Below are 25386 nucleotides of genomic sequence, written 5' to 3'. Positions count from 1 at the left end.
GGGAGCAGGGCAATGGATATCGATAAGGATGTCGAAGCATCGGTGCAGCGCGCATTGATCGAACAGGTGCGCCGTCACACGGGCATCGCCATGAACGAGCGCAAATGGACCATGCTCAAGGGCCGTCTGCGTCGCCGGGTGATGGCGTTGGGATTGCCGGACTATCGCGACTATTTGCAGGTGCTCGACACGAGCGCCGACGAAGTGCGCGATTTCATCGACCTCGTGACGACCAACGAGACCTCGTTTTTTCGCACGCCAAGGATCTGGGACTATCTCGCGCAATCGTTCCTGCCGCAATGGCAGGCGAAGCACGCGGGTACGCCGCTGCGCGTGTGGTCGGCCGCGGCGTCGAGCGGCGAAGAAGCCTGGACCACGGCCATGTTGTGCGAGGAGTTTCGCGCCCGCGAACCGGCGTTTCGCTATGCCATCGTCGGTACGGATATCTCGGATGGCATTCTGGCCAGTGCGCGGGCGGGCAGCTATCAAGGGCGCAGCATCGAAGGCCTGCGCCAGCAGCATCCCGCGCTATTGCAGAAGTGGTTCCGCAGCGAAGGCGCGCAGGCCACCGTCAACGATGCGCTACGCACCCATGTCTCGTTCCGGCAGCACAACCTCTATGCGGTGCCGCGCGATCTGGGCCAGTTCGACCTGGTCCTGCTACGCAACGTGCTGATCTATTTCGATCTCGACGGACAGCAAGCGGTGCTGACGAACGTGCGTCGCGCGATGAAACCCGACGCGATCCTGATCGTGGGTGAATCGGAGTCGCTAAGCCGCGTGGCGACTGGCTTCACGTTCGAGCAGCCGCTCATCTATCGCAACGGTCATCACCGTGAGGAGCGCGATCATGAGCCAGCATGACGTGCAAGTGAAGATGTGCGAGATCGCGGTGAGCAGCGGCAGCGACACCCGGGTCTTACGCGCGACGCTGGGTTCGTGCGTGGGGATCGGCTTGCTGTGGCGTGCGCGCGGCACGTTCGGACTGGCGCATTGCCTGCTGCCGCAGCCGGTGGGGCATACGCGTTACGCCGTGCCTGGGGCGCAGCTCGGCAACGGCGCCAAGTACGTGATCGATGCCTTGCCCGCGCTGATTTCGATGATGGGCGCCGAAGCCGCGCCGGACGGCGAGATCGAAGCCGTGCTCGCGGGCGGTGCCAACATGATGCAGCATCGCACCACGCTGCACGAGCCGATTGGCGAACTCAACGTGCGCATGGCGCAACAGGTGCTGGCGGACGCGGGCGTGCGCGTCGTCCACATGGACGTGGGCGGCGAATGCGGCAGGCAGCTCACCATCGACCGCGAACAGCCGCATTACGCGGTGCGCCGCTTTTCGCGCCCTGCCTGACGACGCATTCGCTGCATAACGCTCAAAGGACGGAGCTTCACGATGAATCATCGTTCGCTGGCCGGTGGCGGCCCGCTCGAGCTATACGGATCGTTTCATCTGGCCGGCACGGAGCTCGCGCTGCCCGTCACCGCGCTCCAGGAAGTGGTCAACCATCCCGGCACGCTCACGCCCGTGCCGCTCGCGCCGCCGTATCTGCTCGGGCTATTCAATCTGCGCGGCACGCTGATTCCGGTGGTCGATTTGCGCCAGCTACTGAATCTGCCTGCGGAAGGCGCGACGGGCGTGCGCAAGATCGCCATCGTCGAAACGGCGAATGCGCGCGTGGGCCTGCAGTTCGACGCCACCGGCGAAATTCTGCGTGTGCCGAAAGATCAGGTAATCGACATCGAAATGGTGGAGGGGAGCGCGCCTTCGGCGATTGGCGCGGTGCTCAAGCTCGATGGCGGCGAGCGCATTTTGCAGGTGCTGTCCGCGGCGGCGCTGCTCCAGTTGCGCGACGTTCCGCATCTGGCCGAGCCCGTTGCACGCGCAACCGAACGGCGTGCGCAGCAAGGCCAGCGCCGCCAGAACGTTTCGTTCAAGGTGGGCGGTACGGCGCTTGCGTTGCCGATGGAGTCAATCCAGGAAATCATTCGCGTGCCCGCGCTACAGCACTCTCCGTTCGCGGACGATCTCTGTATCGGCATGCTCAATCTGCGGGGCGCGACCGTGCCGGTGCTCGACTTCGGACGCTTCCTGGGCTTTGCGCATGCGCCCGATTACGAAGTCGTCGCGGACGATCGACGGGTCATCGTGCTGCACCGCGACGAGCTTTATTTCGGACTGCTCGTGGATGAGGTGGCGAGCATCGTGGCGTATCGCGAGGACCAACTGCTGCCGATGCCGACTTACGGCGTGACGCATCGCTCGCTGTTTTCGGGCTATCTTGCCGCTGAAAGCGCGGCGGGCGTGCTGCTCGTCAGCGCCGACGCGCTTTATGAGAACCCGCGCATCGCGTCAGTAGCGGCAGGCCATCGCGATCTCTATCGCAAAGCCACCGAAGCCGCGAGTGCGGCGCAAAAGCGCGGCAACGGCATGCGCCAGACGCTCGTGACGTTCCGCATCGGCCAGTTGATCGGCGTGCGGATTGCCGAATTGCGCGAAGTGATCGACTACCGCGACGATGTCGTGAAAACGCCGGGTCTGCCCGCCTTCGTGCGCGGGGTGTTGAATCTGCGCGGCGTGATCGTGACGGTGATCGACGTGCGCGCGATGTACGCAATGCCGCCCTACGAAGATCTTGCGCGCGCGAAGATCCTGATTGTCGAGCACCACGGCGAAAAATACGGCCTGCTGGTGGATTCGGTCGAGGACATCGTCACGATCAAGGGCGGCGCGCAACTCACGATGCCCGCGATGCTCACGCGCGGCGCGGGCTCGCACGTGCGCAGCGACATGCGCGAGGCGGTGGAATTGCCGGGGCAGGGCACGTTGATGCTGCTCGATCCCGTTTCGCTGTGCGAGCGCGTGGCGCTGGAGGCGGCGGCCGCCTAGGCTTCCAGTGCCAGCGTAGCGAAGGTGGCGAGCCAGTGCTCGCCCATGTAATCGCCCGCCACGTGCGGGAGCGCGGCGTCCAGGTGGATTTGCGCGGCTTCGCGTAGCACGCTCGCGCGTGGGTCTTGCGCAGGCAGCACGTGTGCCAGCGTGCGCTGGCACCAGGCGCGGCTGAGGTTCAGGCCGTCCAGGTGCGCGATCTTGCCGTCGCTGCGGTCGGTGACCGTGGCGGGCAAAAAGAGCGTGGCGGGCTCGCGCGCCGCCAGACCTGGCAGAAAGCGCGTGAACCATGCGGCAAATTCGTCGGCCGCCATCACGCGGCTCATCAAGACCGCTTCCATCAACGCAGGCGAGAGGAATTCATCGCCCGACGGCTCCCAGGCCTGGCAAGCCGCATCGCCTTCGTGCCAGTGCCGCGCCGTTTTTTCGATCAGTTGTGCCAGGGTATCGCGCGAGGTCTGCCGCGCGAAATCCAGCGCGAGCGTGAGCGCGAACGCCGTATTGAAATGGGTGCCCACGCGCAGCGGATACGTCGCCTTCGGCAAGAATTCTTCGAAACGCTCGACGAAAGTCTCGGTGAGCGGCGCGAGCGTACGCGACCACCGCGACGCTTCGGGCGTGGTCATGCCGTGCAGTTGCGCCGCGAGCGCAAGCAGCCACGCCCAGCCATAAGGCCGCTCGAAGCCACGATTGTGCGGCAGGTCGAGATACGCACGCTCGCCTGCCATGTTTTCATCGGTGAAATGCGCATCGAACACGCCGACGATGTGTGGCGCTTCGGCCAGATCGGGAAAACGCGCCAGCAGATGCGCGACGAGCCAATAGCCGTGCACGCACGAATGCCAGTCGTAGCTGCCGTAAAACACGGGATGCAGCGCGCGTGGCCTCTGCACATCCTGCGGCCCGGCGAGCGAATGCGTGAGTTTGTTCGGATATTCGCGCGTGAGATGCGCCAGTGCGAGCGAGGCGAAGCGAGAGGCAAGCGGGGCAGTGAGCGTGCTGGGCATGGCGGCTAACGCGAGTGCGGGAACACCAGCCAGCTTAGCGCGATTTCAACGCGAAGCGCCCGCGCGACGCCTCATTCGTGCGCCGCCTGCACGCCGCCTTTGCGCGGCGCGCGCTCGCGCGCGAGACGCTGCATCGCTTCGCCCACGTCCTGGCTGAATTGCGCGAGCGCCGCGAGTTCCAGATTGGGCGGTTGCAGGGCGCTCCACAGCACGTCGGCGAGTTGTTCGGCTGTGGCGTCGATATCGGTGCGGCGGTTGCCGAGCGTCGCGTCCCACAGTACGTGCTCCATCGGCCCGAACACGAGCGAGCGCAAGAGGCGCAGCGGCATGTCGTTGCGAATCTGCCCGCATTCCTGACCGCGCGCGAGCACGCGCATGAGCGGCGCGGTGTAGCGCCGCTGCATCTCCATCAATGCGTCGCTCAGGTCATGGTGGCGCGTGCGCCCCTCGGACAGCACCAGTTCGCAGATGCCGGTGCCGCTCTCCAGCATCAATTGCAGATGCATGCGCACGATGAAGGCGAATTGCTGGCGTACGGTGCCATCGCGCGGCAAACCGGACTCGATCGCCTCGATCGATTCGTCATACCAATCGCCGATCACGCGTGCGCACAGTTCGCGCTTGCCGCGGAAATAGCTGAACACCGTGGCTTCGGAAATGCCCAGGCGCTGGGCGATCTCAGCCGTCGTGGCGCGTGTGTAACCCTTTTCGGAGAACACGTCGCGGCCCGCTTCGAGAATCTCCTTCACGCGCTGCTGGGACTTGCGCCCGGCGGGTTCGCGGCGCGAGGCGGGCAGGAAGGTATTGGGGGCGGCTGACATTCTGAGTTCGCTTCAGTTCAAGGCGGGATTCGTGCCGATTATGCACCATCTTCATCACTTTGCAATGCGCTAAAAACGGCGTGAATGGCTCAGATACATAAATCTGAGCCTCACTCAAAAATATCTATTGACGTTAACGTAAATGTGGCGTGAAATGTGTCCCCGAAGGGCAGCCACGACCTGTGCGATCGCGCCCGTGCCGATAAAGGAGACAACAGATGAGCAACGTACCCGGTTTGCAGTTCCCGCTTGGCGAAGAAGTCGAAATGCTGCGTGACAGCATCGCGAATTTTGCGGCGAAGGAAATCGCCCCGCGCGCGGGCGAGATCGACCGCACCGATCAGTTCCCCATGGACCTGTGGCGCAAGTTCGGCGACCTGGGCGTGCTCGGCATGACGGTCTCGGAGGAATACGGCGGCGCGGGCATGGGCTACACCGCGCACATGGTGGCGATGGAGGAAATCTCGCGCGCCTCGGCGTCGGTCGGCCTCTCGTACGGCGCGCATTCGAACCTCTGCGTGAACCAGATCCACCGCAACGGCACCGACGCGCAAAAGCGCAAGTACCTGCCGAAGCTCGTGTCTGGCGAACATGTGGGCGCGCTCGCGATGAGCGAACCGAACGCGGGCTCGGACGTCGTCAGCATGAAGCTGCGCGCCGACAAGAAGGGCGACCACTACGTGCTCAACGGCACGAAAATGTGGATCACCAACGGCCCGGATTGCGACACGCTGGTGGTCTACGCCAAGACCGATCTCGAAGCCGGTGCGAAGGGCATCACGGCCTTCATCGTCGAAAAAGGCATGAAGGGTTTCTCCGTGGCGCAGAAGCTCGACAAGCTCGGCATGCGCGGCTCGCATACCGGCGAACTCGTGTTTCAGGACGTGGAAGTGCCCGAGGAAAACATCCTCGGCCAGCTCAACGGCGGCGTGAAGGTGCTGATGAGCGGCCTCGACTATGAACGCGCCGTGCTCGCGGGCGGCCCCACCGGCATCATGGCTGCGGTGATGGACGCGGTCGTGCCGTATATCCACGAACGCAAGCAGTTCGGTCAGGCCATCGGCGAATTCCAGCTCATCCAGGGCAAGGTCGCCGATCTCTACACCACCTACCAGGCGTGCCGCGCGTATCTGTACGCAGTGGGTCGCCAGCTCGATACGCTCGGCCGTGACCATGTGCGCCAGGTGCGCAAGGACTGCGCGGGCGTGATTCTCTACACCGCAGAAAAAGCCACGTGGATGGCGGGCGAAGCGATCCAGATCCTCGGCGGCAACGGCTATATCAACGAGTATCCCGTGGGACGTCTCTGGCGTGACGCGAAGCTCTACGAAATCGGCGCGGGCACGAGTGAGATTCGCCGCATGCTGATCGGCCGCGAACTGTTCGCGGAAACCGCGTAATCGTAACGTTGCGAGGACAACGAGATGCCGATCATCGAATCGAAGCTCAACCCGCGCTCGGACGACTTCAAGGCCAACGCCGCGGCGCTGGAAGCGCTGGTTGCGGACCTGCGCGAGAAAATCCAGAAATTGTCGCTGGGCGGCGGCGAGGCGGCGCGCGACAAGCACGTCTCGCGCGGCAAACTGCTGCCGCGCGATCGCATCGCGCAACTGCTCGATCCGGGCACGCCGTTTCTGGAGCTTTCGCAGCTTGCCGCCTACGGCATGTATAACGACGACGCGCCCGGCGCGGGCGTCATCACCGGCATTGGGCGTATCGCGGGTCAGGAGTGCGTGATCGTCTGCAATGACGCCACGGTGAAGGGCGGCACGTACTATCCCGTCACGGTGAAGAAGCACGTGCGCGCACAGGAAATCGCGCAGGAGAATCACCTGCCCTGCGTGTACCTCGTCGATTCGGGCGGCGCAAACCTGCCGAATCAGGACGATGTGTTTCCCGATCGCGACCACTTTGGCCGCATCTTCTACAACCAGGCGAATCTCTCCGCGCAAGGCATTCCGCAGATCGCGGTGGTGATGGGCTCGTGCACGGCGGGCGGCGCGTACGTGCCCGCGATGAGCGACGAGTCGATCATCGTGAAGAACCAGGGCACGATTTTCCTCGGCGGCCCGCCGCTCGTGAAGGCGGCGACGGGCGAAGAGGTTAGCGCCGAAGACCTCGGCGGCGGCGACGTGCATACGCGTCTTTCCGGCGTAGCCGATCATCTCGCGCAGAACGATCCGCACGCCCTGGCTATTGCGCGTTCGATCGTCGGCAATCTCAATCGCACGAAGGTGCCGCCGGTTGCGCTGCGCGAGCCGTTGCCGCCGCGCTTCGACGCAAAGAGTCTCTACGGCGTGATTCCGGTCGATACGCGCAAGCCCTTCGACGTGCGCGAAGTGATCGCGCGCATCGTCGACGATTCGGCCTTCGACGAATTCAAGGCGCGCTACGGCACCACGCTCGTGACGGGCTTCGCGCACATCTGGGGCCACCCGGTCGGGATCGTCGCGAACAACGGCATTCTGTTTTCCGAGTCCGCGCTCAAGGGCGCGCATTTCATCGAACTCTGCGCGCAGCGCAAGATCCCGCTCGTGTTCCTGCAAAACATCACGGGCTTCATGGTGGGCCGCAAGTACGAGAACGAAGGCATCGCACGCAACGGCGCGAAGATGGTGACGGCGGTGGCCACGGCGAAGGTGCCCAAGTTCACGGTCATCATCGGCGGCTCGTTCGGCGCGGGCAACTACGGCATGTGCGGGCGCGCGTATTCGCCGCGCTTCCTGTGGATGTGGCCCAACGCGCGCATTTCGGTGATGGGCGGCGAGCAGGCCGCATCGGTGCTCGCCACGGTGCGCCGCGATGGCATCGAAGGCAAGGGCGGCACCTGGAGCGCCGAGGAAGAAGAAGCGTTCAAGCAGCCGATTCGCGACCAGTACGAAGTTCAAGGGCATCCGTATTACGCCAGCGCGCGCCTTTGGGACGATGGTGTGATCGACCCGGCGCAAACGCGCGACGTGCTCGGCCTCGGGCTTTCGGCGACGATGAATGCGCCGATCGAAGACACGCGCTTTGGCGTGTTCCGCATGTAAGGCCGCGAGCGAGGAGGAGACACCACGATGAATTACGAAACGCTCAACGTCGAATTCGCGGGTCATGTCGCGACGGTCACGCTCAATCGCCCCGACGTGCGCAACGCTTTCAACGAAGCGATGATTGCCGATCTCACCGCCGCCTTCAGCGCGCTCGGCGCGCGTGACGATGTGCGTGCGATCGTGCTGGCCGGCAACGGTAAGGCCTTCTGCGCAGGCGCGGATCTGAACTGGATGCGCAAGATGGCCGGGTATTCCGATGAAGAAAACCGCGCCGATGCGCTGCGCCTCGCGCACATGCTATCGACGATCTATCGCTGCCCGAAGCCCGTGATCGCGCGTGTGCATGGCGATGCCTACGCGGGCGGCATGGGGTTGGTGTGCGCGGCCGACATCGTCGTGGCGGCGGATAGCGTGCACTTCTGCCTGTCCGAAGCGCGGCTTGGCCTCATGCCCGCCACCATCGCGCCTTATGTGATTCGCGCGCTGGGCGAGCAGGCTTCGCGGCGCTACTTCGTCACGGCGGAAGCCTTCGATTGCGCGACGGCGCTGCGTCTTGGCCTCGTGAGCGAAGCGGTGAGCGCGAGCGATCTCGACGCCACGGTCCAGCGCATCGCCGACACGCTTTGCGCCAACAGTCCGAACGCCGTGCGCGAGTGCAAACAACTCGTGCAGGACATCGCGAGCACGACACTCGACGACGCGCTGATCGACAACACTGCGGAACGCATCGCCCGCATCCGCGCGAGCGACGAAGGGCGCGACGGCGTGTCCTCGTTCCTCGAGAAGCGCACGCCGCGCTGGCGCGCCTGACAGGCAAAATCGAACGATAGCGAGACCCTTCATGTTCAACAAGATTCTGATCGCCAACCGGGGCGAGATTGCCTGCCGCGTCGCGGCCACCTGCCGACGTTTGGGCATCAAGAGCGTGGCCGTCTATTCGGATGCCGACGCCAACGCCAAGCACGTTGCCGCTTGCGACGAAGCCGTGCATATCGGCGAAGCGAGCGCCGCGCAGAGCTATCTGCGCATCGAGCGCATCATCGCCGCCGCGAAAGCGACGGGCGCTCAGGCAATCCATCCCGGCTACGGATTTCTTTCGGAAAACGAAGATTTCGGCCGTGCCTGCGAAGCGGCTGGCATCGTTTTCATTGGGCCGCCGGTCGAGGCGATTGCCGCGATGGGTTCGAAGGCCGCCGCCAAGGCGCTGATGCACGCGGCAGCAGTGCCGCTCGTGCCCGGCTATCACGGCGACGACCAGGACGCCGCGTTGCTGCAACGCGAAGCCGATGCAATGGGCTACCCGGTGTTGCTCAAGGCGAGCGCGGGCGGCGGCGGTAAAGGCATGCGCGTAGTCGAGCGCAGCGAGGACTTCGCGGCCGCGCTGGCGTCCTGCAAGCGCGAAGCCGCGAGCAGTTTCGGCAACGACCGCGTGCTGATCGAGAAATACCTCACGCGTCCGCGTCACGTGGAAGTGCAGGTGTTCGCGGACAAACTGGGCGGCGCGGTCTATCTGTTCGACCGCGACTGCTCGGTGCAGCGCCGTCACCAGAAAGTGCTGGAAGAAGCGCCCGCACCGGGCCTGAGCGACGACGTGCGGCGCGCGATGGGCGAAGCGGCCGTGGCCGCCGCGCGCGCGGTGCAATACGTGGGCGCGGGCACCGTCGAATTCATCATGACGGGCGCGGACTTCTACTTCATGGAGATGAACACGCGCTTGCAAGTCGAGCATCCGGTGACGGAAATGGTCACGGGCCTCGATCTGGTCGAATGGCAGTTGCGCGTGGCGGCCGGCGAACCGTTGCCGCTCGAGCAGTCGCAACTCACGGTGACGGGCCACGCGCTCGAAGCGCGGATCTATGCGGAAAATCCGGCGCGCGGCTTCCTGCCCTCGACCGGCACGCTCAAGCATCTGCGCATGCCGGAAGGCGTGGAATTCCGCCTGGGCGACGCCGGCCAGCGCGCGAGCGTGCGGATCGACAGCGGCGTGCGCGAAGGCGACACCATCACGCCGTTCTACGATCCGATGATCGCCAAGCTCATCGTGCACGGCGCGACGCGTGCCGATGCGCTGGCGCGCATGCGGCGCGCGCTGGAGGAATGCGAGATCGTCGGGCCGCATACGAACGTTGAATTCCTGCATCGGCTGGTAGTGAGCGAGCCGTTTGCGAACGCCGATCTCGACACGGGCCTCATCGAGCGTCATCACGACGCGCTGTTCGCGCCGCAGAACAAGCCGGTGCGCGAAGCGCTGGCGCTCGCGTGTGCAGCGCTGATTGCGCGTGAAGGCGGCGCGTCGCAAGGTGGCTCGCCGTGGCAGGCGCTATCGCACTGGCGCCTGAATAGCGGGCTCAAGCAGACGTTCTCGTGGCGAGATGTCGACGGCGAGACGCAGCGGGATGTGGCGTTCTCGCACGACGGCGGTACGCAGACGCTCAACAGCGGCGGGAGCGACGAGGCCTACGCATGGTGGCGTACCGCCGATACCGCCGAATACGGCGCGACGATCGGCGATACGCGCGTGACGGGCCGCGTGTTTATCGACGGCGATGTGTTCCATGTGTTCTGCCTCGGCACGGCGATGTCGTTCGAATGGCAGAACCTGCTGGCGCACGCAGCGGATGCCGAGCATGGCGAAGGCCGTCTCACAGCGCCGATGCCAGGCAAGGTGATTGCCGTGCTCGTGGAAGCCGGCGCCGTGGTGGAAAAAGGTACGCCGCTCATCGTCATGGAGGCGATGAAGATGGAGCACACGATCGGTGCGCCGGCGGCAGGCAAGGTCACCGAAGTGCTCTATGGAGTCGGCGATCAGGTGGCCGATGGGGCGCAGTTGCTGATGCTGGAAGCGGGGTAAAGATGTGAGCGCAGAGCCTGTTCGCCGAGGCGGACAGGCTCTGCTTGTTACGCGTTCTCCATACTGCGTTCAGGCGTGCGCCTTCACCGGCGGCGCAAACTGCAACGCCACCGCAATCCGGTTCCACGCATTGATATTGGCGATGGCCGTGGTCAGAAACGCCATCTGTTCGCCGGGAAACTGCTCGGCGACTTTCCGGTAGAGCGCCTCGCTCACCCCTTCATGCAGTTTCGCCGTGAGCGCTTCCGTATAGGCGAGCGCCGCCTGCTCGCGTTCGCTATAGAACGAGCGCGCTTCGTGCCACGCCGACACCAGATCGAGTTTTTCGCGCGCAATGGGCAGATCGCGTGCGATGTTCAGGTGGTACTGGATGCAGAACGCGCAGCCATTGATCTGCGACGCGCGGATCTTCAGCAACTCGGTCAGCGACTTTTCGAGCCCGGAAGCATCGACGGCCTTGCTCATCGTCACGAGGCCCGCGACCACTTGCGATGCATCGTGCGAAAACGTTTCGTAGGTAATGCGTTGCGACATGACTGGACCTCGCGGCAGTTGGAAGTTAGTATCAGAGCACGAACATCATATTCGAACACTGACATCATGCGCAATACGACGAAGCGTATACCCAAAATCGAGCCAGAAAGCGCGCGAGAAGGTCCATCGGCGGTCCCCGCACCTGGCGAAGGCAAGCGCGGCGAGAGCGGCTATATCGGCTATCTGCTGCGCCAGGCAGGCGCGGCTCAGCGTCTGCGCATGGAGCGCGCGCTCGACGATCTGGGCGTCACGCCGCCGCAATTCGTGGTGTTGACGATGCTCGTGGCTTACCCGGGCGTATCGGGCGCGGACCTCGCGCGACTCGCGGCGCTCACGCCGCAAACGGTGAGCGTGATCGTGGCGAACCTCACGCGCAACGCCTTGATCGAGCGCCGGCCGCATCCCGTGCACGGGCGCATTCAGCAGATCGAGGTGACGCAAGCGGGGCAGAGCCTGCTCAAGCAGTGCCGCGCGCGCGTTAGAAAGCTGGAAGCGCAGATGCTCGAAGGCTTCGACGCCGATGAAGAACAGGTGATTCGCCGTTGGCTCGTGGCGCTCGCCCGCGAGGACGGCGCCTGAACTAAGCGAGCGCGTTACGGCGCTTTGGCCAGCGCACAGGAGTGATCGAGCAGGCCCTCGGCGGTGCCCGTGCCGCCGTCCACATCCTGGCCGCTATTGACGACGAGCCAGCCGTCGCGCGCGGTATCGGGCCCCGCGCCGGTCACGAGGATCGTCTGTGCGGCCATGCTCTGCTGCGCCTCGAGGTCACGCGAGACCACGCGGAACGGATTGCTGCGCTCGGTCAGGTGCGTCACACGCGTGACGCGGTACTGCTTGCCGTCGAGCGTGGCCCAGCGCCACGAACCGGGTGCGTCATGCCGATAAGGCGCGAGCGCGTCGATGATATCGTTGCGCATGCAATCGACGTGTATATGGAGCTGGTTCTGCGAGCGCTGCGTCGATGAGTTGATTTCGAGGCCCAGTTGCGTCGGCGCGAGCGTGGTTTTGAGCTTCTCGTCCACATGGCGACCAGCGGCCCACGCGCCGGCCCAGTATTCGGGCGAACCGGCGTAGAGGATGTCGGGGCTTTCGATGCCGGAGACGCGGTCGGTGGGGATCAGCAGATATTGCGCGCGGCCGCTGATGTCCTTGAGCACCGCGTAGCGCTTCTGGAAATCGACCGTGGTGCACGGCCCCGGATCGCCCTTGTCGCGCGCATTCGGCACGCACTGTCCGCCCACTACCTTCCAGAGTCCGTTCGCATCGAACGTGGAGAGCCGTACACAACCACTGACGGCCATCGCCGCGATAAGCGAAGCGCCCAGCGTGGCGGCAAGCGACGCAGCACGACGGCGGGACGGAACAATAGCGGGAGAGGTATGAGGCATCGGCGCAGAACGGGCGAGTGGGGTGAGAACCGCGCGCAATAGCGCGCGGGTTTGCCTGGCTGCTGGGGAGTGTAGCCGAAACTGTGTGACGCGCGCGGGAGCGCGCGTCAGATCAGTCCATCAAAACGCGTGGTTGATGCCCACGCGCGCGACCACCTGGTTCGAGCCCGAAGCCAGTCCCGCCGCGCCCGGGATATAGGCGAAATCGAGCGCGCTGCCCGTGTTGCCGCCCGAGACCTTTTGATAGATCGTCTGCGCGTAGAGCGAAGTGCGGACCGACAGCGCGTACTGCGCCATCAGCCCGATCTGGTTCCAGTGCAGCGATGCCTGGCCGCCGTTCTGCGCGAGCGTGGCGCGCGTGTACGTGTACATGCCGCCGAGCATCAGCGCGGGCGTCAGGTTGTAGCGCGCATTCACTTCGATATTGTCGAAGCGCAGGCCCGCGTCGGGCGCGAGACCCAGATCGCCGGTATAGATCGACTCGCGCGCCTGTTCGACGTTCGCATGCGTGTACACGGCGGCCACGGTCGCATGGCCGATGCCGTAGCTCGCGCCCACGCCCCACGTTTTCTGGTTCGCGGCGGAAAAGCCGATATCGTCGGCGGCGATGGCACCCGTTGCGTTGCTGCCCGGCGCGCCCAGATCGGCGTAGACGGCGGAGACCGTCAGCGTCTGCCAGGTGTAGTTCAGGCCCGCGCTGAAAATGCGGTTCTGCGCGAAGTTGCCGGCCTGGTTGCTGAAGCCGTAGAGCGCCGTGGCCGTGAGACCGCCGTAAGCCGCGCTCGTGTATTTGACCGCGTTGTTCGCGTGGTAGGTGGCGTCGGTGTTGTCGTTGTCGAGCGGATGCGAGAACAGGAAGCCTGCCCAGCTGCCGTTGGCAGTAAGCAGTCCGACGGTATCGGCGACCGAATCGAACTGGCGGCCAAAGGTGAGCGTGCCGTATTGATCCGATTGCAGGCCCACATAGGCCTGGTAACCAAACAGACGGCCGTTGTAGCCGCTCTGGCCCGTGGGCAGATTGAAGCCGCTATCGAGATCGAAGACGGCGTGCAGCCCGCCGCCCAGGTCTTCGTTGCCCTTTAGGCCCCAGCGGCTCACCGCCAGATCGCCGCTGGCCATCTGCCAGGCGGCGTGGCCGCCCGAGTTCGAGGTGTAGTTGATGCCGTCGTCGAGCACGCCGTAGAGCGTGACGCTGCTTTGCGCCGCTGCGTATGTGCATACGCACAGAAGTGCGGCGGCAGTCAGAACGTGTTTGCTTTGCATGATGTTTTTTGTAATGAGTCGAGCGCGCGCGCTCAAGAACGGCAGAGCACGCCGTTGCCGTAAACCGTCCAGGCGAACACGCAGCCGTGGACGCACGCGCGCAGCGCGGCATGGAGTCGTCGCATGGCGTTTCCTGTCGAAGTAGGGGGCGCGGCTCACGTGGGAGCCGCGCCGCAAAAGGGCTACATACGCCGCGTATGTGTTACGCGGTTACGCAGTGACGCGATCACGGGCGTGCGGAAGCCGCGCGTTGTCCTTCGTCCTGATCGAGCGCCGCGTGGGCACGCGGGTTCTTCAGGTGCAGCAAATGGGCATCGCCTGCTGCGGCCGTGCCGCGTTCATAAGGACGGCCGACGATCATGTAAATCAGGCCAGCGCCAATCACGAGCGCGGTCGTGAAGATCATGCCGTAGTTGAGATACCAGGGATCGTCGGGCGAGCGCGGCCACATCATGTTGACGATGGCGGAGACGCCATACGCGAATGCGGCGAGGTTCACCGGCCATGCCCACGCGCCGAGGCGGAACTTGCCCGCGGGCTTCCAGCCGCGTGCGCGAGCGACCAGAGCCGCAAGCACGATCGACTGGAAGGCGATATAGATGCCCGCCGAGCCGAACACGATGATGGTCTTGACCGCATCGTCGAGGAAGATGCCGAGCAACGCGACGAGCGCGGGCACGACGCCTGCCACGAACAGCGCGCGGGTCGGAACGTGGGTTTTCGGCGACAGCACGGCGAGATGGCGCGAGGCGAAGATCATCTGGTCGCGGCTATACGCGAAGATCAGACGGCTGGTCGCGGCTTGCAGGCTCAGCAGGCACGAGAAGAACGACACCAGCACCACGGCGATCACGGCGCGGAAACCGCCTTCGCCGAGCGCATGGCGCAGCGTGGTCGCGACGGGGTCGGCATCCTTGCCGCTGATCGCCGCTTGCGGATCGGGCAGGGCGAGCACGAGCGCGAGACACACGAGCATCGCGGCCGCGCCGCCGATATAGATCGTCATGCGCATGGCCTTCGGAATCGCGCGGCCCGGATCGGGCGTTTCTTCCGCAACGTCGCCGCAGGCTTCGAAGCCGTAGTACGCGAACATGGCCGCCACGCTCGATGCAAGGAACGCGGGCAGATAGCTCGTGCCATTGCCCAGATGCATTGTGTCGAACAGGAAGCTCAGGTTGTGCAGGCGTGCGAAGAACAGCAAATACGCCCCCACCGCCACGGCGCCGATCAGTTCGCAGATGAAGCCGAACATCGCCACGCGTGCGAGCAGTCGCGTGCCGCTCAGATTGAGGATCGTTGTGACCGCAATCATCGCCACGGCGACGAGAATTTCGAGCGTGTGGTTCGGCGGCAGGCCGAGCAACTGCACGAGATAGGGCGCGCCGCCCACGGCCACGGCCGCGACGGTCGAGAACAGCGCCCACAGATAGACCCATCCGGCCATCCACGCCCAGCGTTTGCCGACGAGGCGGCGCGCCCACGGATAGAGACCGCCCGCGATCGGGAACTGCGAGACGATTTCGCCGAACACGAGCGCCACCAGCAACTGGCCGAGGCCAACCAGCAGGTACGTCCAGAACATCGGCGGGCCGCCGGCCGAGAACGCGAACTGGAACACCGTATAGACGCCGACCACCGGCGAAAGATAGGTGAAGCCGAGCGAGAAGTTTTCCCAGATGCTCATCGACCGGTCGAAATTCGACGTATAGCCGAGCGCCTTTAATTGCGCGAGATCGTCATCCTCGTTTGGAGAGGGATGGTTCATTGTCTGTCCTCATGTCATGTCGTCGCGCGCTGCTCGTGTCGGCCGTGCGCGGTTTTATCGCTCGATGCGCCGGAGCGCTCCGGATCGCGAGGACCTTTAATGCAGGTTTCATACCAACCTGCGTATGTCGCGCATAAAAAGGCGCGAAGCCTTATGCGGCGTGGCGCCGCAGGTATGGGCCCGGATTGGGGTGATGCAGGCTGGCAGCGTTCGAAGGCTGGGTGATGAGTTTATGCAGCGGAGTTTTCGCAGCGGTAGCGCGCCATTCGTCTGCTCAATTCGAGCCCCTGAAACAGGGGCTCGAATTCACGCGGCGTTCGCCAGCTTGCTCTTGCGCACGATGGTGGCGATATCGGTTTGCAGCATCTCGGCGGCTTTGCGCTTGCTGCCGTAACGCGTAATGGCCTCGGCAATCAGGCCGCTTTCGAATTCGCGCACAAGGCTCTTGAGGCTCGCGCCATCCAGATTCGCGACGTTCGCTGGTGGCGCCGATATCGTCGCGCCGCTGTTGGCCGATGTATCGCTGGGCGTCGCGCGCGCCAGACCCACCTGACGCGGCAGATGCTTGATCTGCGCGACTTCATCGCAGACCACGGCCAGATACTCGACCAGATTTTGAAGCTCGCGCACGTTGCCGGGGAAGCCATACGCGTCCAGCACCGGCCGGCATTCGGCGGCGAGCGCGAACGGCTTGCCGCGTCGCTCGCCCGCGGCCGCCACGAAGTAATCGAGCAGCGGGCCGATCAGCATCTTCTGCTCGCGCAACGGTGGCAGCGACAGCGAAATGACGCTCAACCGGTAGTAGAGATCGCTGCGGAATTTCCCTTCGGCCACCAACTGTTCGAGATCGCGATTGGTCGCCGCGATCACGCGGATATCCACGGTTTTCGGCTGCGTGGAGCCCAGTCTGTGCACGCGGCCCGATTCGAGCACGACGAGCAGCTTCGCCTGCAAGGCAAGCGGCATTTCGCCGATTTCGTCGAGAAAGAGCGTGCCGCCATCGGCGGCTTCGATCAGCCCCGCTTTGCCCTTGCTGAGCGCGCCCGTGAACGAACCGCGGTCGTAGCCGAACATTTCCGATTCGAACAGCGACTCGGGGATGCCCGCACAACTCACATGAATGAAATGCCCATGCCGCCGCGTGGAATTCGTATGCAGCTGGCGCGCGAGTTCGGTCTTGCCGACTCCCGATTCTCCGAGCAGCAGCACGCGGCTATTCATGTCGATCGCGCGCAGACCGATGCGATACGCCTCGTCCCACAGTGCCGACGCGGCGAATAGCGGGCGCTCGCCGGCCTCGCGCAGCGGCGCACCCGGCGTGCTCGAAGGCGAACTGAGCTTGCGCTGGAAGAACAGATAGCCGCACGGCAAGCCCTGGCTGTCGCGCAGCGGCCGCGCCGAGATCGACACCATGCGCTCGCCCGCGCGCACTTGCGTGTCGGACAGGCGCTGCGCGCCGCGCCACGCGCTGCGCAAGGCCTCGCAGCGCAGGCACGATTCCTCGATGAAGTCCTCGAAGGTGCGGCCGATCCATTCGGTCTTGCGCAATTCGTTGAGGCTTTCCGCCGAGGTATTCATATAGCTGACGAGGCCGCCTGCGTCCACGGCGATCACGCCTTCGGGAATCAGGTCGCAGATCGCCTCCCAGCGTGGATCGCCGAGAAAACTGGGGATGTCGGCCGCATTGAAGGGGCGGCGCGCATCGAGCGGGGTCTGGACGAATCTCACGAACGGCCTCGATGATAAAGCGCCTGACGGCGACGCGCATGTGTGCTCGCGACCGGCACGACGCTGATGACGAACAGTTCGCTCAATTCATCGTCAACGGGCGCGATGCGCAGATTGCAGCCGATCACGAGCCCCGATTGCAGATGGATTTCCGCATCGCCCTCGTGCGGCTCGCCGTTGAACCAGCGGCGCTTGAGGGTTTCGTCGGTGAGCACGACGCGCGTGTCCAGCGCGGTATCGAGCAGTTCCACCGCGCCCGCGCCCAGCAGTGCCTCGGCGGCGGGATTGACACCGGTGATGCGCGCCTCGCGGTCGACCACCACCACCGCCACCGGCAGCGCGGCCAGCACGCGATGCACGAGTTCGCCCTGACGCACGATCTGTTCGTGTTCGCGGCGCAGTTCGGTCACGTCGCGCAACGTGCCCCACATACGGTGCAGGCGGCCCGATTCGATATGGCCGCGCACGTTGTTCTCCACATAGGTGGCCGTGCCGTCGTGCTTCAGGTCGACGGTGAGGCTGCGCTCCACATTGAAGTCGCTGCGCGCGAGCTGGCGCACGAAGGACTCGTTCTGCGCGTTGCGCGGAAAGTGCGCGGCCACGGGCTTGTCGCGCATGTCCTCGCCTTCGGGCAGTTCATAAAGCTGGTGCAGCGCCGCGTTGCAGAAGATCCAGTGGCATTCGTTGACGAACACCTGGCGCACGATGTCGTCCTCGGTGCCGCGCAGATCGACGGGCTCGTCGAACTCGATGCCCCACATCGGCTCGCTGGAGGTTTCGATGAAACCGCGCAGCACTTCCGTATGGTCGATCAGCGCGCCCATCAGCAATTCGGGGCGCGTGGTCTCGCAGACGAACAGGCGCGCGCGCAGATGCTGGCGCGAGCTGAAGCCCACCAGTTGCATTTCGATCGGCACGGTGCGTCCGTCGCGATCCAGTGCGACGAGCCGCACGGGCGGCTCGTAGTCGTTGCTGTTGGCGCTGCGCACGGCATCGAGCCGGGAACGGATGCGCGCGCAACTAGTAGGGTCGAAGGGAATTTCTAGCGGGCAGCCGCGCCAGAGGCGGCCGTAGCCCACCAGTCGCGCGGCGAGTTCGCTGTATTCGGCGACGGTGCCGTCCGGTGCGATCTCGAACGCGACGAAGGGAAGCTCTCTCAACATGAATCCGTGCTGCAGAAAAATAAGAATGCTGCATATTTGCAGCGCCAAAAAACCTCGGCAATCAGGGTTAACTACCGATGACAACCGTAAATAAAGGGTTTCATGGCGCTGGCACGGATCTGGCTTAATGGATTGCAGCATCGTTGCAGACACAACCGCCAACGCCAGCGCGGTGGCCGATGCAGTAACCGGAGGAGGCACGAACAATGTTGATCACAGGGATCAAGAGCCGCCCGGTCTACGAGACGCTCACGCCGTTCGAACGCGGCACGGTGCACCTCGTGGTCGGGCAGGGCGGAGGCGGCGCGGCCATGCTGCGCCTGGTGCGCGAGCTGAAAGAAGGCGGCACGCCCGCCTCGCGCATTCGCGTGATGTATTCCACGCAGTCGTTCTCGGGCGCGAATCATCTCGCGGAGCTGGAGCGCGAATGTCCCGATGAAACCGGCGTGTTCGTGAGCAACGCGGCGCTGGTCGACGGTCTGCGCGGCACGCTCGACGCAGCGCATATGGGCTTGCGACTCTATCTCTCGGGCTCGGAAAGTTTCATCGGCAACGCCATGCAGGTGGCCTCCGAATTCAACCTCAATCGCGATGAAGTGAAGCGCGAACACAACGGCACCTTCGTGCGCCGCGTGTGGTGCGTGCACTGCGATGCGCGCAACGAGGACGTCACGCGCCGCGTGTTCCGTTGCGGCGGTTGCGGGCTCGACCTGATCGTGCGCGATCACTATTCCACGCGTATGGCTGCGTTCATGGGCGTCAAGTTCGACGCGGAGCAGACCGGCGCCGCACAACCCGACGAGGAACTGGATACATGAGTACGCAGGCAGGCAGCATTGGAGTCGTGATTCGCGCGGTGGAAGACGTCACGCCGCTGATCCGCGTGTTTTCGCTCGAAGCCGAGGACGGCGCGCCGTTGCCCGGTTTCTCGGGCGGTAGCCACGTGCTCACGCTCATTCCCAATGGCGACATCGTGTATCGCAACGCCTATTCGCTGATGAGTTCGCCGTTCGACACGCGCCGCTATGAAATCGGCGTGCGCCGCCAGGACAACGGGCGCGGCGGCTCGCGCCGCATGCACGAGCTGAAGGTGGGCGACACGCTGCGTATCACGCCGCCCATCAACAACTTCGCGCTCAATGCGCTCGCGCGCAAGCACATCCTGTTCGCGGGCGGCGTGGGCATTACGCCGTTCATCTCGCAGCTTCAGGATCTTCAGCAGAGCAAGGTGCCGTTCGAGCTGCACTACGGCGTGCGCGACGAAGCGCATGCCCGCATGGCGCGCTTCCTGCCGGATCTGTCGAATGGCCTCGTGCGCGTCTATCACGACGTTGCGCACGAAACGATCGACTTCGGCGCGGTGCTGGCCGCGCAGCCGCTCGGCTCGCACGTTTATGTGTGCGGCCCGCAGGCGATGATCGACGCGGTGCTGGCCGCCGCGCGCGACGCGGGCTGGGCCGACAGCCACGTGCACTACGAGAAGTTCGTCGAGCAGACCGGCGGCGTGCAGTTCGACGCTTATCTGAAGCGCAGCGACGTGAACATCACGGTCGCGCCCGAAATGAGCCTGCTCGAAGCGATCGAGGCCGCAGGCGTCGATATTCCGTATCTGTGCCGGGGCGGCGCGTGCGGCCATTGCGAAACGAACGTGCTCGAACTCGACGGCGAGATCGAACACCGCGACGACTGGCTTTCGCCCGAGCAGCGCGCCTGCAACGACCGCATCATGCCGTGCGTGTCGCGCGCGAGCTGCAAAAAACTCGTTCTCGATCTCTAGGAAACAGCCATGACTACCGTATTCAAGCAGGAAGGCAGCTTCCGCCCGCCTTACGCATTCCGCAACAGCGAAGAGAGCATCCGCCGCTTCCCGTTTCCGTACTTCGAAGACGAGTACGCCTATTCGATGAACCTCGAACCGCACGTGCCGACCGGCGACGGCGTGCTGCGCGCGGCCTTCGACATCGACGAGCACTACCTCACCGAAATGCGCGAGCGCGCCCTCGCGCTCGAAAAGAATCCGGGCATGCACTACGCGTCGCTGCCACATACGATGCAGGCGCAGTGGGATTTGCTCGAACTGATCTTCGAATCGTATGCACGCGACTATCCCGAGCACTTCACGCTGATTCGCGAAGGTTCGCGCTGGACCTGGGAAAACCGCCTGATGGGTATTAAGGATACCTTCACGTTCGGCGATCCGGCCACGCTGCCTTACGAGCCGATGGAATACGCGACGCGCCAGGCGCAGGGCGAATGGATCGTCGTCGATGACCGCGACGATTCGCTCTACAAGTCGGCCGGCATGGCGACCGAGCGCGCCGACTATTCGCTGCGCTTCAACCTGGGCATGAGCTGGTCGGAATGGCACGGTCCGGTGCCGCTGATTCAGGAAACCGGCGTGCTCGACCGCGCGCTCAAGTTCCTCAAGCGCCTTCGCACGGGCCATCCGGTGCGCCGCCTGAACTGGACGCTCACGGTGAATCCGCGTCTGGAAACGTCGGCGGAAACGCTGCACGAATGGGCGCCCGACCGCTTGACGGTGACGCCCGAGAACGTTGGCAGCAAGGTGCATATGCGGCTCGAGTTGCAACCGCTGCACCGTCTGCCGCGCAGCAATGCGATCGTGTTCCCGGTGCGCACGTATTTCCTGAGCCTCGACGAACTCGTGACGGTGCCCAAGTGGGCGCGCCGCACGCACCGCGTGCTCAAGTCGCTCAATCAGAATCTGATCGACTACAAGGGTTTCTCGCTCTATCACCAGACGATGGTGGACTTTCTCGCGCAATACGACGACGGCGCGCCCACCTCGCCCGGTAACGGCGCGGACTAATCACGGCAGTACCCTTTGTAACGTAGCTTCCCGAAGCAGACAGGAACAAGGACATCATGACGATCAAACAGGAACTGCCGTCGCGTCTTCTGATCGACGGTCAACTGGTGGCGGGCGAAGGTCCCGCCGATGCGGTCTATAACGCGGCTACGGGTCTGCCGTTGTGCGAGATTGCCGAAGCCTCGCCCGCCCAGGTCGAGCAGGCTGTGGCCGCCGCGCACGCTGCGTTCCCCGCATGGGCGGCCACCACGCCGCGCGAGCGCGCCGAAGCGCTGATCGAACTAGCGAGCCGTATCGAGCGCAATGCCGAGCGCTTCGCGAACCTCGAATCGCTCAATTGCGGCAAGCCGTATCAGGCCGTGCTCAACGACGAGATCCCCGCGATTGCCGACGTGCTGCGCTATTTCGCAGGCGCCGCGCGCACGCAGCACGGTCTTGCGGCCGGCGAATATCTCGCGGGCCACACGAGCATGATCCGCCGCGATCCGCTGGGCGCGGTCGCGGGCATCGCGCCGTGGAACTATCCGCTGATGATGGCGGCGTGGAAGATCGGTCCCGCGCTGGCGTCGGGCAACACGGTCGTGCTCAAGAGTTCGGAACTCACGCCGCTCACGGCGCTGCTGCTGGCCGAAGCCGCGGTCGATCTGTTCCCGCGTGGCGTGCTCAATATCGTCACGGGCCGCGGCGAGAGCGTTGGCGCACCGCTTTCCTCGCATCGCCATATCCGTCTCGTCTCGATCACGGGCGACGTGGGCACCGGCCAGAAGATCATGCAGAGCGCGGCGCAGACCGTGAAGCGCACGCACCTGGAACTCGGCGGCAAGGCGCCCGTCATCGTGTTGGCGGATTCGGACATCGCTTCAGTGGTCGAAGGCATTCGCACGTTCGGCTTCTACAACGCGGGCCAGGACTGCACGGCGGCCTGCCGCATTTACGCCGATCAGAAGGTGTACGAACGACTCGTGGCCGATCTCGCTTCGGCCGTCAAGACCATCAAGCTTGGCGAGCAGCGCGATGAAGGCGTGGAGATGGGGCCGCTCATCTCGGCGCGTCAGCGCGATCGCGTGGCGGGTTTTGTCGATCGTGCGCGTGAGAGCGCGCATGTCGAAGTGGTCGCGGGCGGGCGCACGTGGGGCGAGCGTGGCTTCTTCTACGAGCCGACCGTGATCGCCGGTGCGCGTCAAGAGGACGAGATCGTGCAGCGCGAAGTGTTCGGCCCCGTGGTGTCGATCACGCCGGTGCGCGACGCCGCACAGGCGCTCGAATACGCCAACGACTCCGAATATGGTCTCGCCAGCTCGGTGTGGACGAAGGATGTGGGCACGGCGATGGAGTTCAGCTCGCGTCTGCAATACGGCTGCACGTGGGTCAATACGCACTTCATGCTCGTGAGCGAGATGCCGCACGGCGGCTTCAAGCGTTCGGGCTACGGCAAGGATATGTCGGCGTATGCGCTCGAAGACTATACGGTTGCGCGTCACGTGATGATTCGTCACTAAGCGCGTAGCGGTGTATTAAACGCAAACGGCCCGCCGGAGTGATCTGGAGGGCCGTTTTTCCATTGCTCAGCGCTTAGCGGCGAGGCGGATGGAACGTGACCGTTTTTTCAGCGGGGACATCGCTCGGCCCGCAGGTGCCGCATGTGCCACAGCCATCGCCGCAATCACCCGTAGCGCCTTTGGGTTGCAGCCAGCGCCCTACACGTTGCGCAAATGCACCGCGCTGCGGGCGCAGCAGCAGCGCCGCGATGGCCGCCTGCATGCGTGCAGTCGTTTTCGGTGCGAGCTTGCGCAGCGCGGTCCACAGGCTCGCCGCAACGAGCAACGCGATCACGGCATATTGCAGCAGAAGATTCGCGCTCACAGGAAGTGCCTCGCGATCTGGTACGTGATGAACGAAGCCGCATACGCGACCACGAACATATAGCCGAACGACACCGCCACGGCACGCCACGAACGCGTCTCGCGGCGGATCACGGCGAGGGTGGACATGCACTGAGGCGCGAAGGCGAACCACACCATCAGCGAAAGCGCGCTCGCTACCGAGAAGTTCTGCGCGAGCGTGTGGCCCAGCGCAGCCACGTCGCTATCGCCGCCCGCCACGGCGTAGACCGTCGCGAGCGCGGCCACGGCGGTTTCGCGCGCGGCGAAGGCCGGAATCAGCGCGAGACTCATCTGCCAGTTGAAACCGAGCGGCGCGAACGGCCATTGCAGCGCGCGGCCCAGATAGCCCGCGATCGTGTAGTCGATGGCCGGGCCGGTCGCGCCTTCTGGCGGCGAGGGGAACGTCGAGACGAACCACATGATGACGGTCAGCGCGAGGATGATGCCGGTCAGGCGCTTGAGGAAGATCGTGCAGCGCTCCCACAGGCCGATCGCCACGTCGCGCGCACGCGGCACGCGGTACGAGGGTAGTTCCATCAGTAATGCGTGCTCGGTGCGGTCGCGGCGCAGATGCTTCATGACCCAGCCCACCGCCATTGCGCCGACGATACCCGCAACGTAAAGCGCGAACAGCACGAGACCTTGCAGATTGAAGAGGCCGAACACCATGCGGTGCGGAATGAACGCGCTAATGAGCAGCGCGTACACAGGCAGGCGCGCGGAACAGGTCATCAGCGGCGCAACCAGAATGGTCGCGAGACGGTCGCGCGGATCTGCGATGCTGCGCGTGCCCATCACGCCTGGAATCGCGCAGGCGAAGCTGGAGAGCAACGGAATGAACGAGCGCCCCGTGAGGCCGACCGACACCATCATGCGGTCGAGGAGGAAGGCCGCGCGCGGCAGATAGCCCGACTCCTCCAGCACGAGGATGAAGAAGAACAGCACCAGAATTTCGGGCAGAAAACCCAGCACGGTGCCAAGGCCCGTGAGCAGGCCGTCGGTGAGCAGGCTGCGCAATGGGCCGTCGGGCAACCACGCGCCCGCGATGCCGCCGAGCCAGTCGAAGCCGTCGCCGATCGAATCGGTCAGCGGCTTGCCGAGCGAATACACGGCCTGGAATACGAGGAACATCACTACCGCGAGAATCAGCGGGCCGAGTACGGGATGCAGCGCGACGCTGTCGATGGCGTCGTCGCGTGCGTCGGTGGCGCGCGGCATCGTCACGGCATCGGCCAGGATCTGGCGCACGGTGACGTGCAGATCGGCGCTTGCGTCGATGGCTGTGCCGCTGGCTTCTTCCATGAGCGCGCCGTTTGCATCGACACGATCGATCAATTCGAGGAGCGACTGCGCGCCGTTGCGCTGCACGGCCACCGTTTCGACCACGGGCATGCCAAGCGCGCGTGCGAGTTTTGGCACATCGACGGTGATGCCGCGGCGCTTCGCGGCATCCATCATGTTGAGCGCGAGCACGACGGGGCGGCCCATGCGCCTGACTTCGAGCACGAAGCGCAGATGCAGACGCAGATTGGTTGCGTCCGCCACGCACACCACGAGATCGGGAATGGCCTCGCCGGGATAGCGGCCCATCAGCACGTCGTGCGTGACGCGTTCGTCGGGGCTGGCCGAATCGAAGCTATAGGCGCCGGGCAGATCGAGCAGCTGGATCTTGCGGCCGGCCGGTGTGGCGAAGCGGCCTTCCTTGCGCTCGACGGTCACGCCCGCATAGTTCGCGACCTTCTGGCGCGCGCCGGTGAGCAGGTTGAAAAGCGCGGTCTTGCCGCAGTTGGGATTGCCGACGAGGGCGATACGCAGTGGAGCCTGGCTCATGCCGCGCCTCCGGCCGTGTGAGCGACGGCGTCGAGGCTCACGCTCACTCGTTCGGCTTCGGCACGGCGCAGGGCGAAACGGGTGGAGCCGATCTGCACGAGCAGCGGGTCGGCGCTCCACGGCGCGCGGGCCACGACGCGCACCGGCTCGCCGCAGACGAAGCCGAGATCACGCAGGCGTTGTGCGATGGGGTCGTGCGTTGAGACGTCCTCGACGCGCTCGACATAGGCAGTAGCGCCCTTGGTCAGGTCGGTTAGCCGCATGGGGGATTCGTGCTTTTATGAAATGAGAACCGTTCTCATTGTAGCGACGATGCGTCATGTATGCGGCCGAAGCGGACATCAAAACGTTGATCTGCGGGTGCGGCGCGCGCAATTCAGGCGATTCGCGCGGGCGATGTG

Annotated in this window: 23 protein-coding genes; 12 read left to right on the top strand and 11 right to left on the bottom strand. The window is 64.6% G+C overall.

Annotation, left to right across the window (positions count from 1 at the left end):
- Nucleotides 1–12: 12 nt before the first annotated feature.
- From U5782_RS25630 to U5782_RS25620, 3 genes are read left to right on the top strand one after another with little or no spacing between them, the layout of a single operon-like run.
- Entirely contained in the window at nt 13–864 is an 852-nt protein-coding gene (locus U5782_RS25630; protein ID WP_322046697.1) for a protein-glutamate O-methyltransferase CheR, read from the top strand.
- Nucleotides 851–1351, top strand: coding sequence for a chemotaxis protein CheD (locus U5782_RS25625; protein ID WP_322046696.1), 501 nt, complete (start codon nt 851–853; stop codon nt 1349–1351). The genes U5782_RS25630 and U5782_RS25625 overlap by 14 nt, the downstream gene beginning before the upstream one ends.
- A gap of 42 nt (nt 1352–1393) precedes the next feature.
- Nucleotides 1394–2887, top strand: coding sequence for a chemotaxis protein CheW (locus U5782_RS25620; RefSeq protein ID WP_322046695.1), 1494 nt, complete (start codon nt 1394–1396; stop codon nt 2885–2887).
- Here U5782_RS25620 and U5782_RS25615 read toward each other — a convergent pair.
- Complete coding sequence (locus U5782_RS25615; RefSeq protein ID WP_322046694.1) at nt 2884–3894, bottom strand: DUF2891 domain-containing protein; 1011 nt, start codon at nt 3892–3894, stop codon at nt 2884–2886. The genes U5782_RS25620 and U5782_RS25615 overlap by 4 nt on opposite strands.
- 71 nt (nt 3895–3965) lie before the next feature.
- Nucleotides 3966–4715 (bottom strand): TetR/AcrR family transcriptional regulator, encoded by a 750-nt coding sequence (locus U5782_RS25610; protein WP_322046693.1) that lies wholly within the window; start codon nt 4713–4715, stop codon nt 3966–3968.
- Nucleotides 4716–4933: 218 nt separating this feature from the next.
- On the opposite strand from U5782_RS25610, the gene U5782_RS25605 reads away from it, so the two are divergent.
- From U5782_RS25605 to U5782_RS25590, 4 genes are read left to right on the top strand one after another with little or no spacing between them, the layout of a single operon-like run.
- On the top strand, nt 4934–6115 hold the full coding sequence (locus tag U5782_RS25605) for an isovaleryl-CoA dehydrogenase (RefSeq protein ID WP_322046692.1): 1182 nt from the start codon (nt 4934–4936) through the stop codon (nt 6113–6115).
- A gap of 24 nt (nt 6116–6139) precedes the next feature.
- Nucleotides 6140–7747, top strand: a complete 1608-nt coding sequence (locus U5782_RS25600) for a carboxyl transferase domain-containing protein (RefSeq protein WP_322046691.1) — start codon at nt 6140–6142, stop codon at nt 7745–7747.
- A gap of 27 nt (nt 7748–7774) precedes the next feature.
- Complete coding sequence (locus U5782_RS25595; RefSeq protein WP_322046690.1) at nt 7775–8560, top strand: enoyl-CoA hydratase/isomerase family protein; 786 nt, start codon at nt 7775–7777, stop codon at nt 8558–8560.
- Nucleotides 8561–8591: 31 nt separating this feature from the next.
- Nucleotides 8592–10601 carry an acetyl/propionyl/methylcrotonyl-CoA carboxylase subunit alpha gene (locus U5782_RS25590; protein WP_322046689.1) on the top strand — a complete coding sequence of 670 codons (2010 nt, stop codon included), beginning with the start codon at nt 8592–8594 and terminating at the stop codon, nt 10599–10601.
- A 69-nt stretch (nt 10602–10670) separates the two neighbouring features.
- Here the strand turns inward: U5782_RS25590 and U5782_RS25585 are convergent, their stop codons facing one another.
- Entirely contained in the window at nt 10671–11135 is a 465-nt protein-coding gene (locus U5782_RS25585) for a carboxymuconolactone decarboxylase family protein (protein ID WP_322046688.1), read from the bottom strand.
- 66 nt (nt 11136–11201) lie between these two features.
- Here U5782_RS25585 and U5782_RS25580 point away from each other — a divergent pair, with 66 nt between their 5' ends.
- Nucleotides 11202–11714, top strand: coding sequence for a MarR family transcriptional regulator (locus tag U5782_RS25580; RefSeq protein WP_322046687.1), 513 nt, complete (start codon nt 11202–11204; stop codon nt 11712–11714).
- Between the two features lie 14 nt (nt 11715–11728).
- Here U5782_RS25580 and U5782_RS25575 read toward each other — a convergent pair whose 3' ends face one another.
- The 5 genes from U5782_RS25575 to U5782_RS25555 form a co-directional block, all read right to left on the bottom strand.
- Nucleotides 11729–12523 (bottom strand): CDP-diacylglycerol diphosphatase, encoded by a 795-nt coding sequence (locus tag U5782_RS25575; RefSeq protein ID WP_322046686.1) that lies wholly within the window; start codon nt 12521–12523, stop codon nt 11729–11731.
- 120 nt (nt 12524–12643) lie between these two features.
- On the bottom strand, nt 12644–13786 hold the full coding sequence (locus U5782_RS25570; RefSeq protein WP_322046685.1) for a porin: 1143 nt from the start codon (nt 13784–13786) through the stop codon (nt 12644–12646).
- Nucleotides 13787–14012: 226 nt separating this feature from the next.
- Nucleotides 14013–15551 carry an APC family permease gene (locus tag U5782_RS25565; RefSeq protein ID WP_322046684.1) on the bottom strand — a complete coding sequence of 513 codons (1539 nt, stop codon included), beginning with the start codon at nt 15549–15551 and terminating at the stop codon, nt 14013–14015.
- A 306-nt stretch (nt 15552–15857) separates the two neighbouring features.
- Nucleotides 15858–17279: a sigma-54 interaction domain-containing protein gene (locus U5782_RS25560; protein WP_322046683.1), complete on the bottom strand. Its 1422-nt coding sequence runs from the start codon at nt 17277–17279 to the stop codon at nt 15858–15860.
- Nucleotides 17276–18442, bottom strand: coding sequence for a PAS domain-containing protein (locus tag U5782_RS25555; RefSeq protein WP_322046682.1), 1167 nt, complete (start codon nt 18440–18442; stop codon nt 17276–17278). The genes U5782_RS25560 and U5782_RS25555 overlap by 4 nt, the downstream gene beginning before the upstream one ends.
- Nucleotides 18443–18648: 206 nt before the next feature.
- Between U5782_RS25555 and U5782_RS25550 the strand changes: the two genes are divergently transcribed.
- The 4 genes from U5782_RS25550 to U5782_RS25535 are packed head-to-tail and all read left to right on the top strand — an operon-like array spanning nt 18649 to nt 22771.
- Entirely contained in the window at nt 18649–19260 is a 612-nt protein-coding gene (locus U5782_RS25550) for a dimethylamine monooxygenase subunit DmmA family protein (RefSeq protein WP_322046681.1), read from the top strand.
- Nucleotides 19257–20219 (top strand): PDR/VanB family oxidoreductase, encoded by a 963-nt coding sequence (locus U5782_RS25545; RefSeq protein WP_322046680.1) that lies wholly within the window; start codon nt 19257–19259, stop codon nt 20217–20219. The genes U5782_RS25550 and U5782_RS25545 overlap by 4 nt, the downstream gene beginning before the upstream one ends.
- A 9-nt stretch (nt 20220–20228) precedes the next feature.
- Nucleotides 20229–21272, top strand: coding sequence for a DUF3445 domain-containing protein (locus U5782_RS25540; RefSeq protein ID WP_322046679.1), 1044 nt, complete (start codon nt 20229–20231; stop codon nt 21270–21272).
- Between the two features lie 56 nt (nt 21273–21328).
- Nucleotides 21329–22771, top strand: a complete 1443-nt coding sequence (locus U5782_RS25535) for a gamma-aminobutyraldehyde dehydrogenase (protein ID WP_322046678.1) — start codon at nt 21329–21331, stop codon at nt 22769–22771.
- Between the two features lie 73 nt (nt 22772–22844).
- On the opposite strand, the gene U5782_RS25530 is transcribed toward U5782_RS25535, so the two are convergent.
- Genes U5782_RS25530 through U5782_RS25520 form a run of 3 tightly spaced genes read right to left on the bottom strand, consistent with a single transcriptional unit; the run spans nt 22845 to nt 25248 of the window.
- The gene (locus U5782_RS25530) at nt 22845–23135 is read right to left on the bottom strand and encodes a DUF6587 family protein (RefSeq protein ID WP_322046677.1); all 291 of its coding nucleotides are present in this window, start codon (nt 23133–23135) and stop codon (nt 22845–22847) included.
- Nucleotides 23132–24985, bottom strand: coding sequence for a ferrous iron transporter B (gene feoB, locus U5782_RS25525; RefSeq protein WP_322046676.1), 1854 nt, complete (start codon nt 24983–24985; stop codon nt 23132–23134). The genes U5782_RS25530 and feoB overlap by 4 nt, the downstream gene beginning before the upstream one ends.
- Complete coding sequence (locus U5782_RS25520) at nt 24982–25248, bottom strand: FeoA family protein (RefSeq protein WP_322046675.1); 267 nt, start codon at nt 25246–25248, stop codon at nt 24982–24984. The genes feoB and U5782_RS25520 overlap by 4 nt, the downstream gene beginning before the upstream one ends.
- Nucleotides 25249–25386 lie beyond the last annotated feature (138 nt).

Source organism: Paraburkholderia sp. J67, assembly GCF_905220265.1.
In the GTDB taxonomy this organism is placed as follows: Bacteria; Pseudomonadota; Gammaproteobacteria; order Burkholderiales; family Burkholderiaceae; genus Paraburkholderia.
The sequence above is the reverse complement of the archived record's forward strand: the minus strand, read 5'-3'. Positions and strand labels throughout refer to the sequence as shown.

What these genes read in the sequence shown, in the direction of transcription:
- U5782_RS25535 (WP_322046678.1), top strand. Translation starts at nt 21,329, where the DNA reads ATGACGATCAAACAGGAACTGCCGTCGCGTCTTCTGATCGACGGTCAA.
- U5782_RS25600 (WP_322046691.1), top strand. Translation starts at nt 6,140, where the DNA reads ATGCCGATCATCGAATCGAAGCTCAACCCGCGCTCGGACGACTTCAAG.
- U5782_RS25570 (WP_322046685.1), bottom strand. Translation starts at nt 13,786, where the DNA reads ATGCAAAGCAAACACGTTCTGACTGCCGCCGCACTTCTGTGCGTATGC.
- U5782_RS25625 (WP_322046696.1), top strand. Translation starts at nt 851, where the DNA reads ATGAGCCAGCATGACGTGCAAGTGAAGATGTGCGAGATCGCGGTGAGC.
- U5782_RS25540 (WP_322046679.1), top strand. Translation starts at nt 20,229, where the DNA reads ATGACTACCGTATTCAAGCAGGAAGGCAGCTTCCGCCCGCCTTACGCA.
- U5782_RS25545 (WP_322046680.1), top strand. Translation starts at nt 19,257, where the DNA reads ATGAGTACGCAGGCAGGCAGCATTGGAGTCGTGATTCGCGCGGTGGAA.
- U5782_RS25605 (WP_322046692.1), top strand. Translation starts at nt 4,934, where the DNA reads ATGAGCAACGTACCCGGTTTGCAGTTCCCGCTTGGCGAAGAAGTCGAA.
- U5782_RS25615 (WP_322046694.1), bottom strand. Translation starts at nt 3,894, where the DNA reads ATGCCCAGCACGCTCACTGCCCCGCTTGCCTCTCGCTTCGCCTCGCTC.
- U5782_RS25630 (WP_322046697.1), top strand. Translation starts at nt 13, where the DNA reads ATGGATATCGATAAGGATGTCGAAGCATCGGTGCAGCGCGCATTGATC.
- U5782_RS25595 (WP_322046690.1), top strand. Translation starts at nt 7,775, where the DNA reads ATGAATTACGAAACGCTCAACGTCGAATTCGCGGGTCATGTCGCGACG.
- U5782_RS25565 (WP_322046684.1), bottom strand. Translation starts at nt 15,551, where the DNA reads ATGAACCATCCCTCTCCAAACGAGGATGACGATCTCGCGCAATTAAAG.
- U5782_RS25585 (WP_322046688.1), bottom strand. Translation starts at nt 11,135, where the DNA reads ATGTCGCAACGCATTACCTACGAAACGTTTTCGCACGATGCATCGCAA.
- U5782_RS25590 (WP_322046689.1), top strand. Translation starts at nt 8,592, where the DNA reads ATGTTCAACAAGATTCTGATCGCCAACCGGGGCGAGATTGCCTGCCGC.
- U5782_RS25580 (WP_322046687.1), top strand. Translation starts at nt 11,202, where the DNA reads ATGCGCAATACGACGAAGCGTATACCCAAAATCGAGCCAGAAAGCGCG.
- feoB (WP_322046676.1), bottom strand. Translation starts at nt 24,985, where the DNA reads ATGAGCCAGGCTCCACTGCGTATCGCCCTCGTCGGCAATCCCAACTGC.
- U5782_RS25620 (WP_322046695.1), top strand. Translation starts at nt 1,394, where the DNA reads ATGAATCATCGTTCGCTGGCCGGTGGCGGCCCGCTCGAGCTATACGGA.
- U5782_RS25550 (WP_322046681.1), top strand. Translation starts at nt 18,649, where the DNA reads ATGTTGATCACAGGGATCAAGAGCCGCCCGGTCTACGAGACGCTCACG.
- U5782_RS25520 (WP_322046675.1), bottom strand. Translation starts at nt 25,248, where the DNA reads ATGCGGCTAACCGACCTGACCAAGGGCGCTACTGCCTATGTCGAGCGC.
- U5782_RS25575 (WP_322046686.1), bottom strand. Translation starts at nt 12,523, where the DNA reads ATGCCTCATACCTCTCCCGCTATTGTTCCGTCCCGCCGTCGTGCTGCG.
- U5782_RS25555 (WP_322046682.1), bottom strand. Translation starts at nt 18,442, where the DNA reads ATGTTGAGAGAGCTTCCCTTCGTCGCGTTCGAGATCGCACCGGACGGC.
- U5782_RS25610 (WP_322046693.1), bottom strand. Translation starts at nt 4,715, where the DNA reads ATGTCAGCCGCCCCCAATACCTTCCTGCCCGCCTCGCGCCGCGAACCC.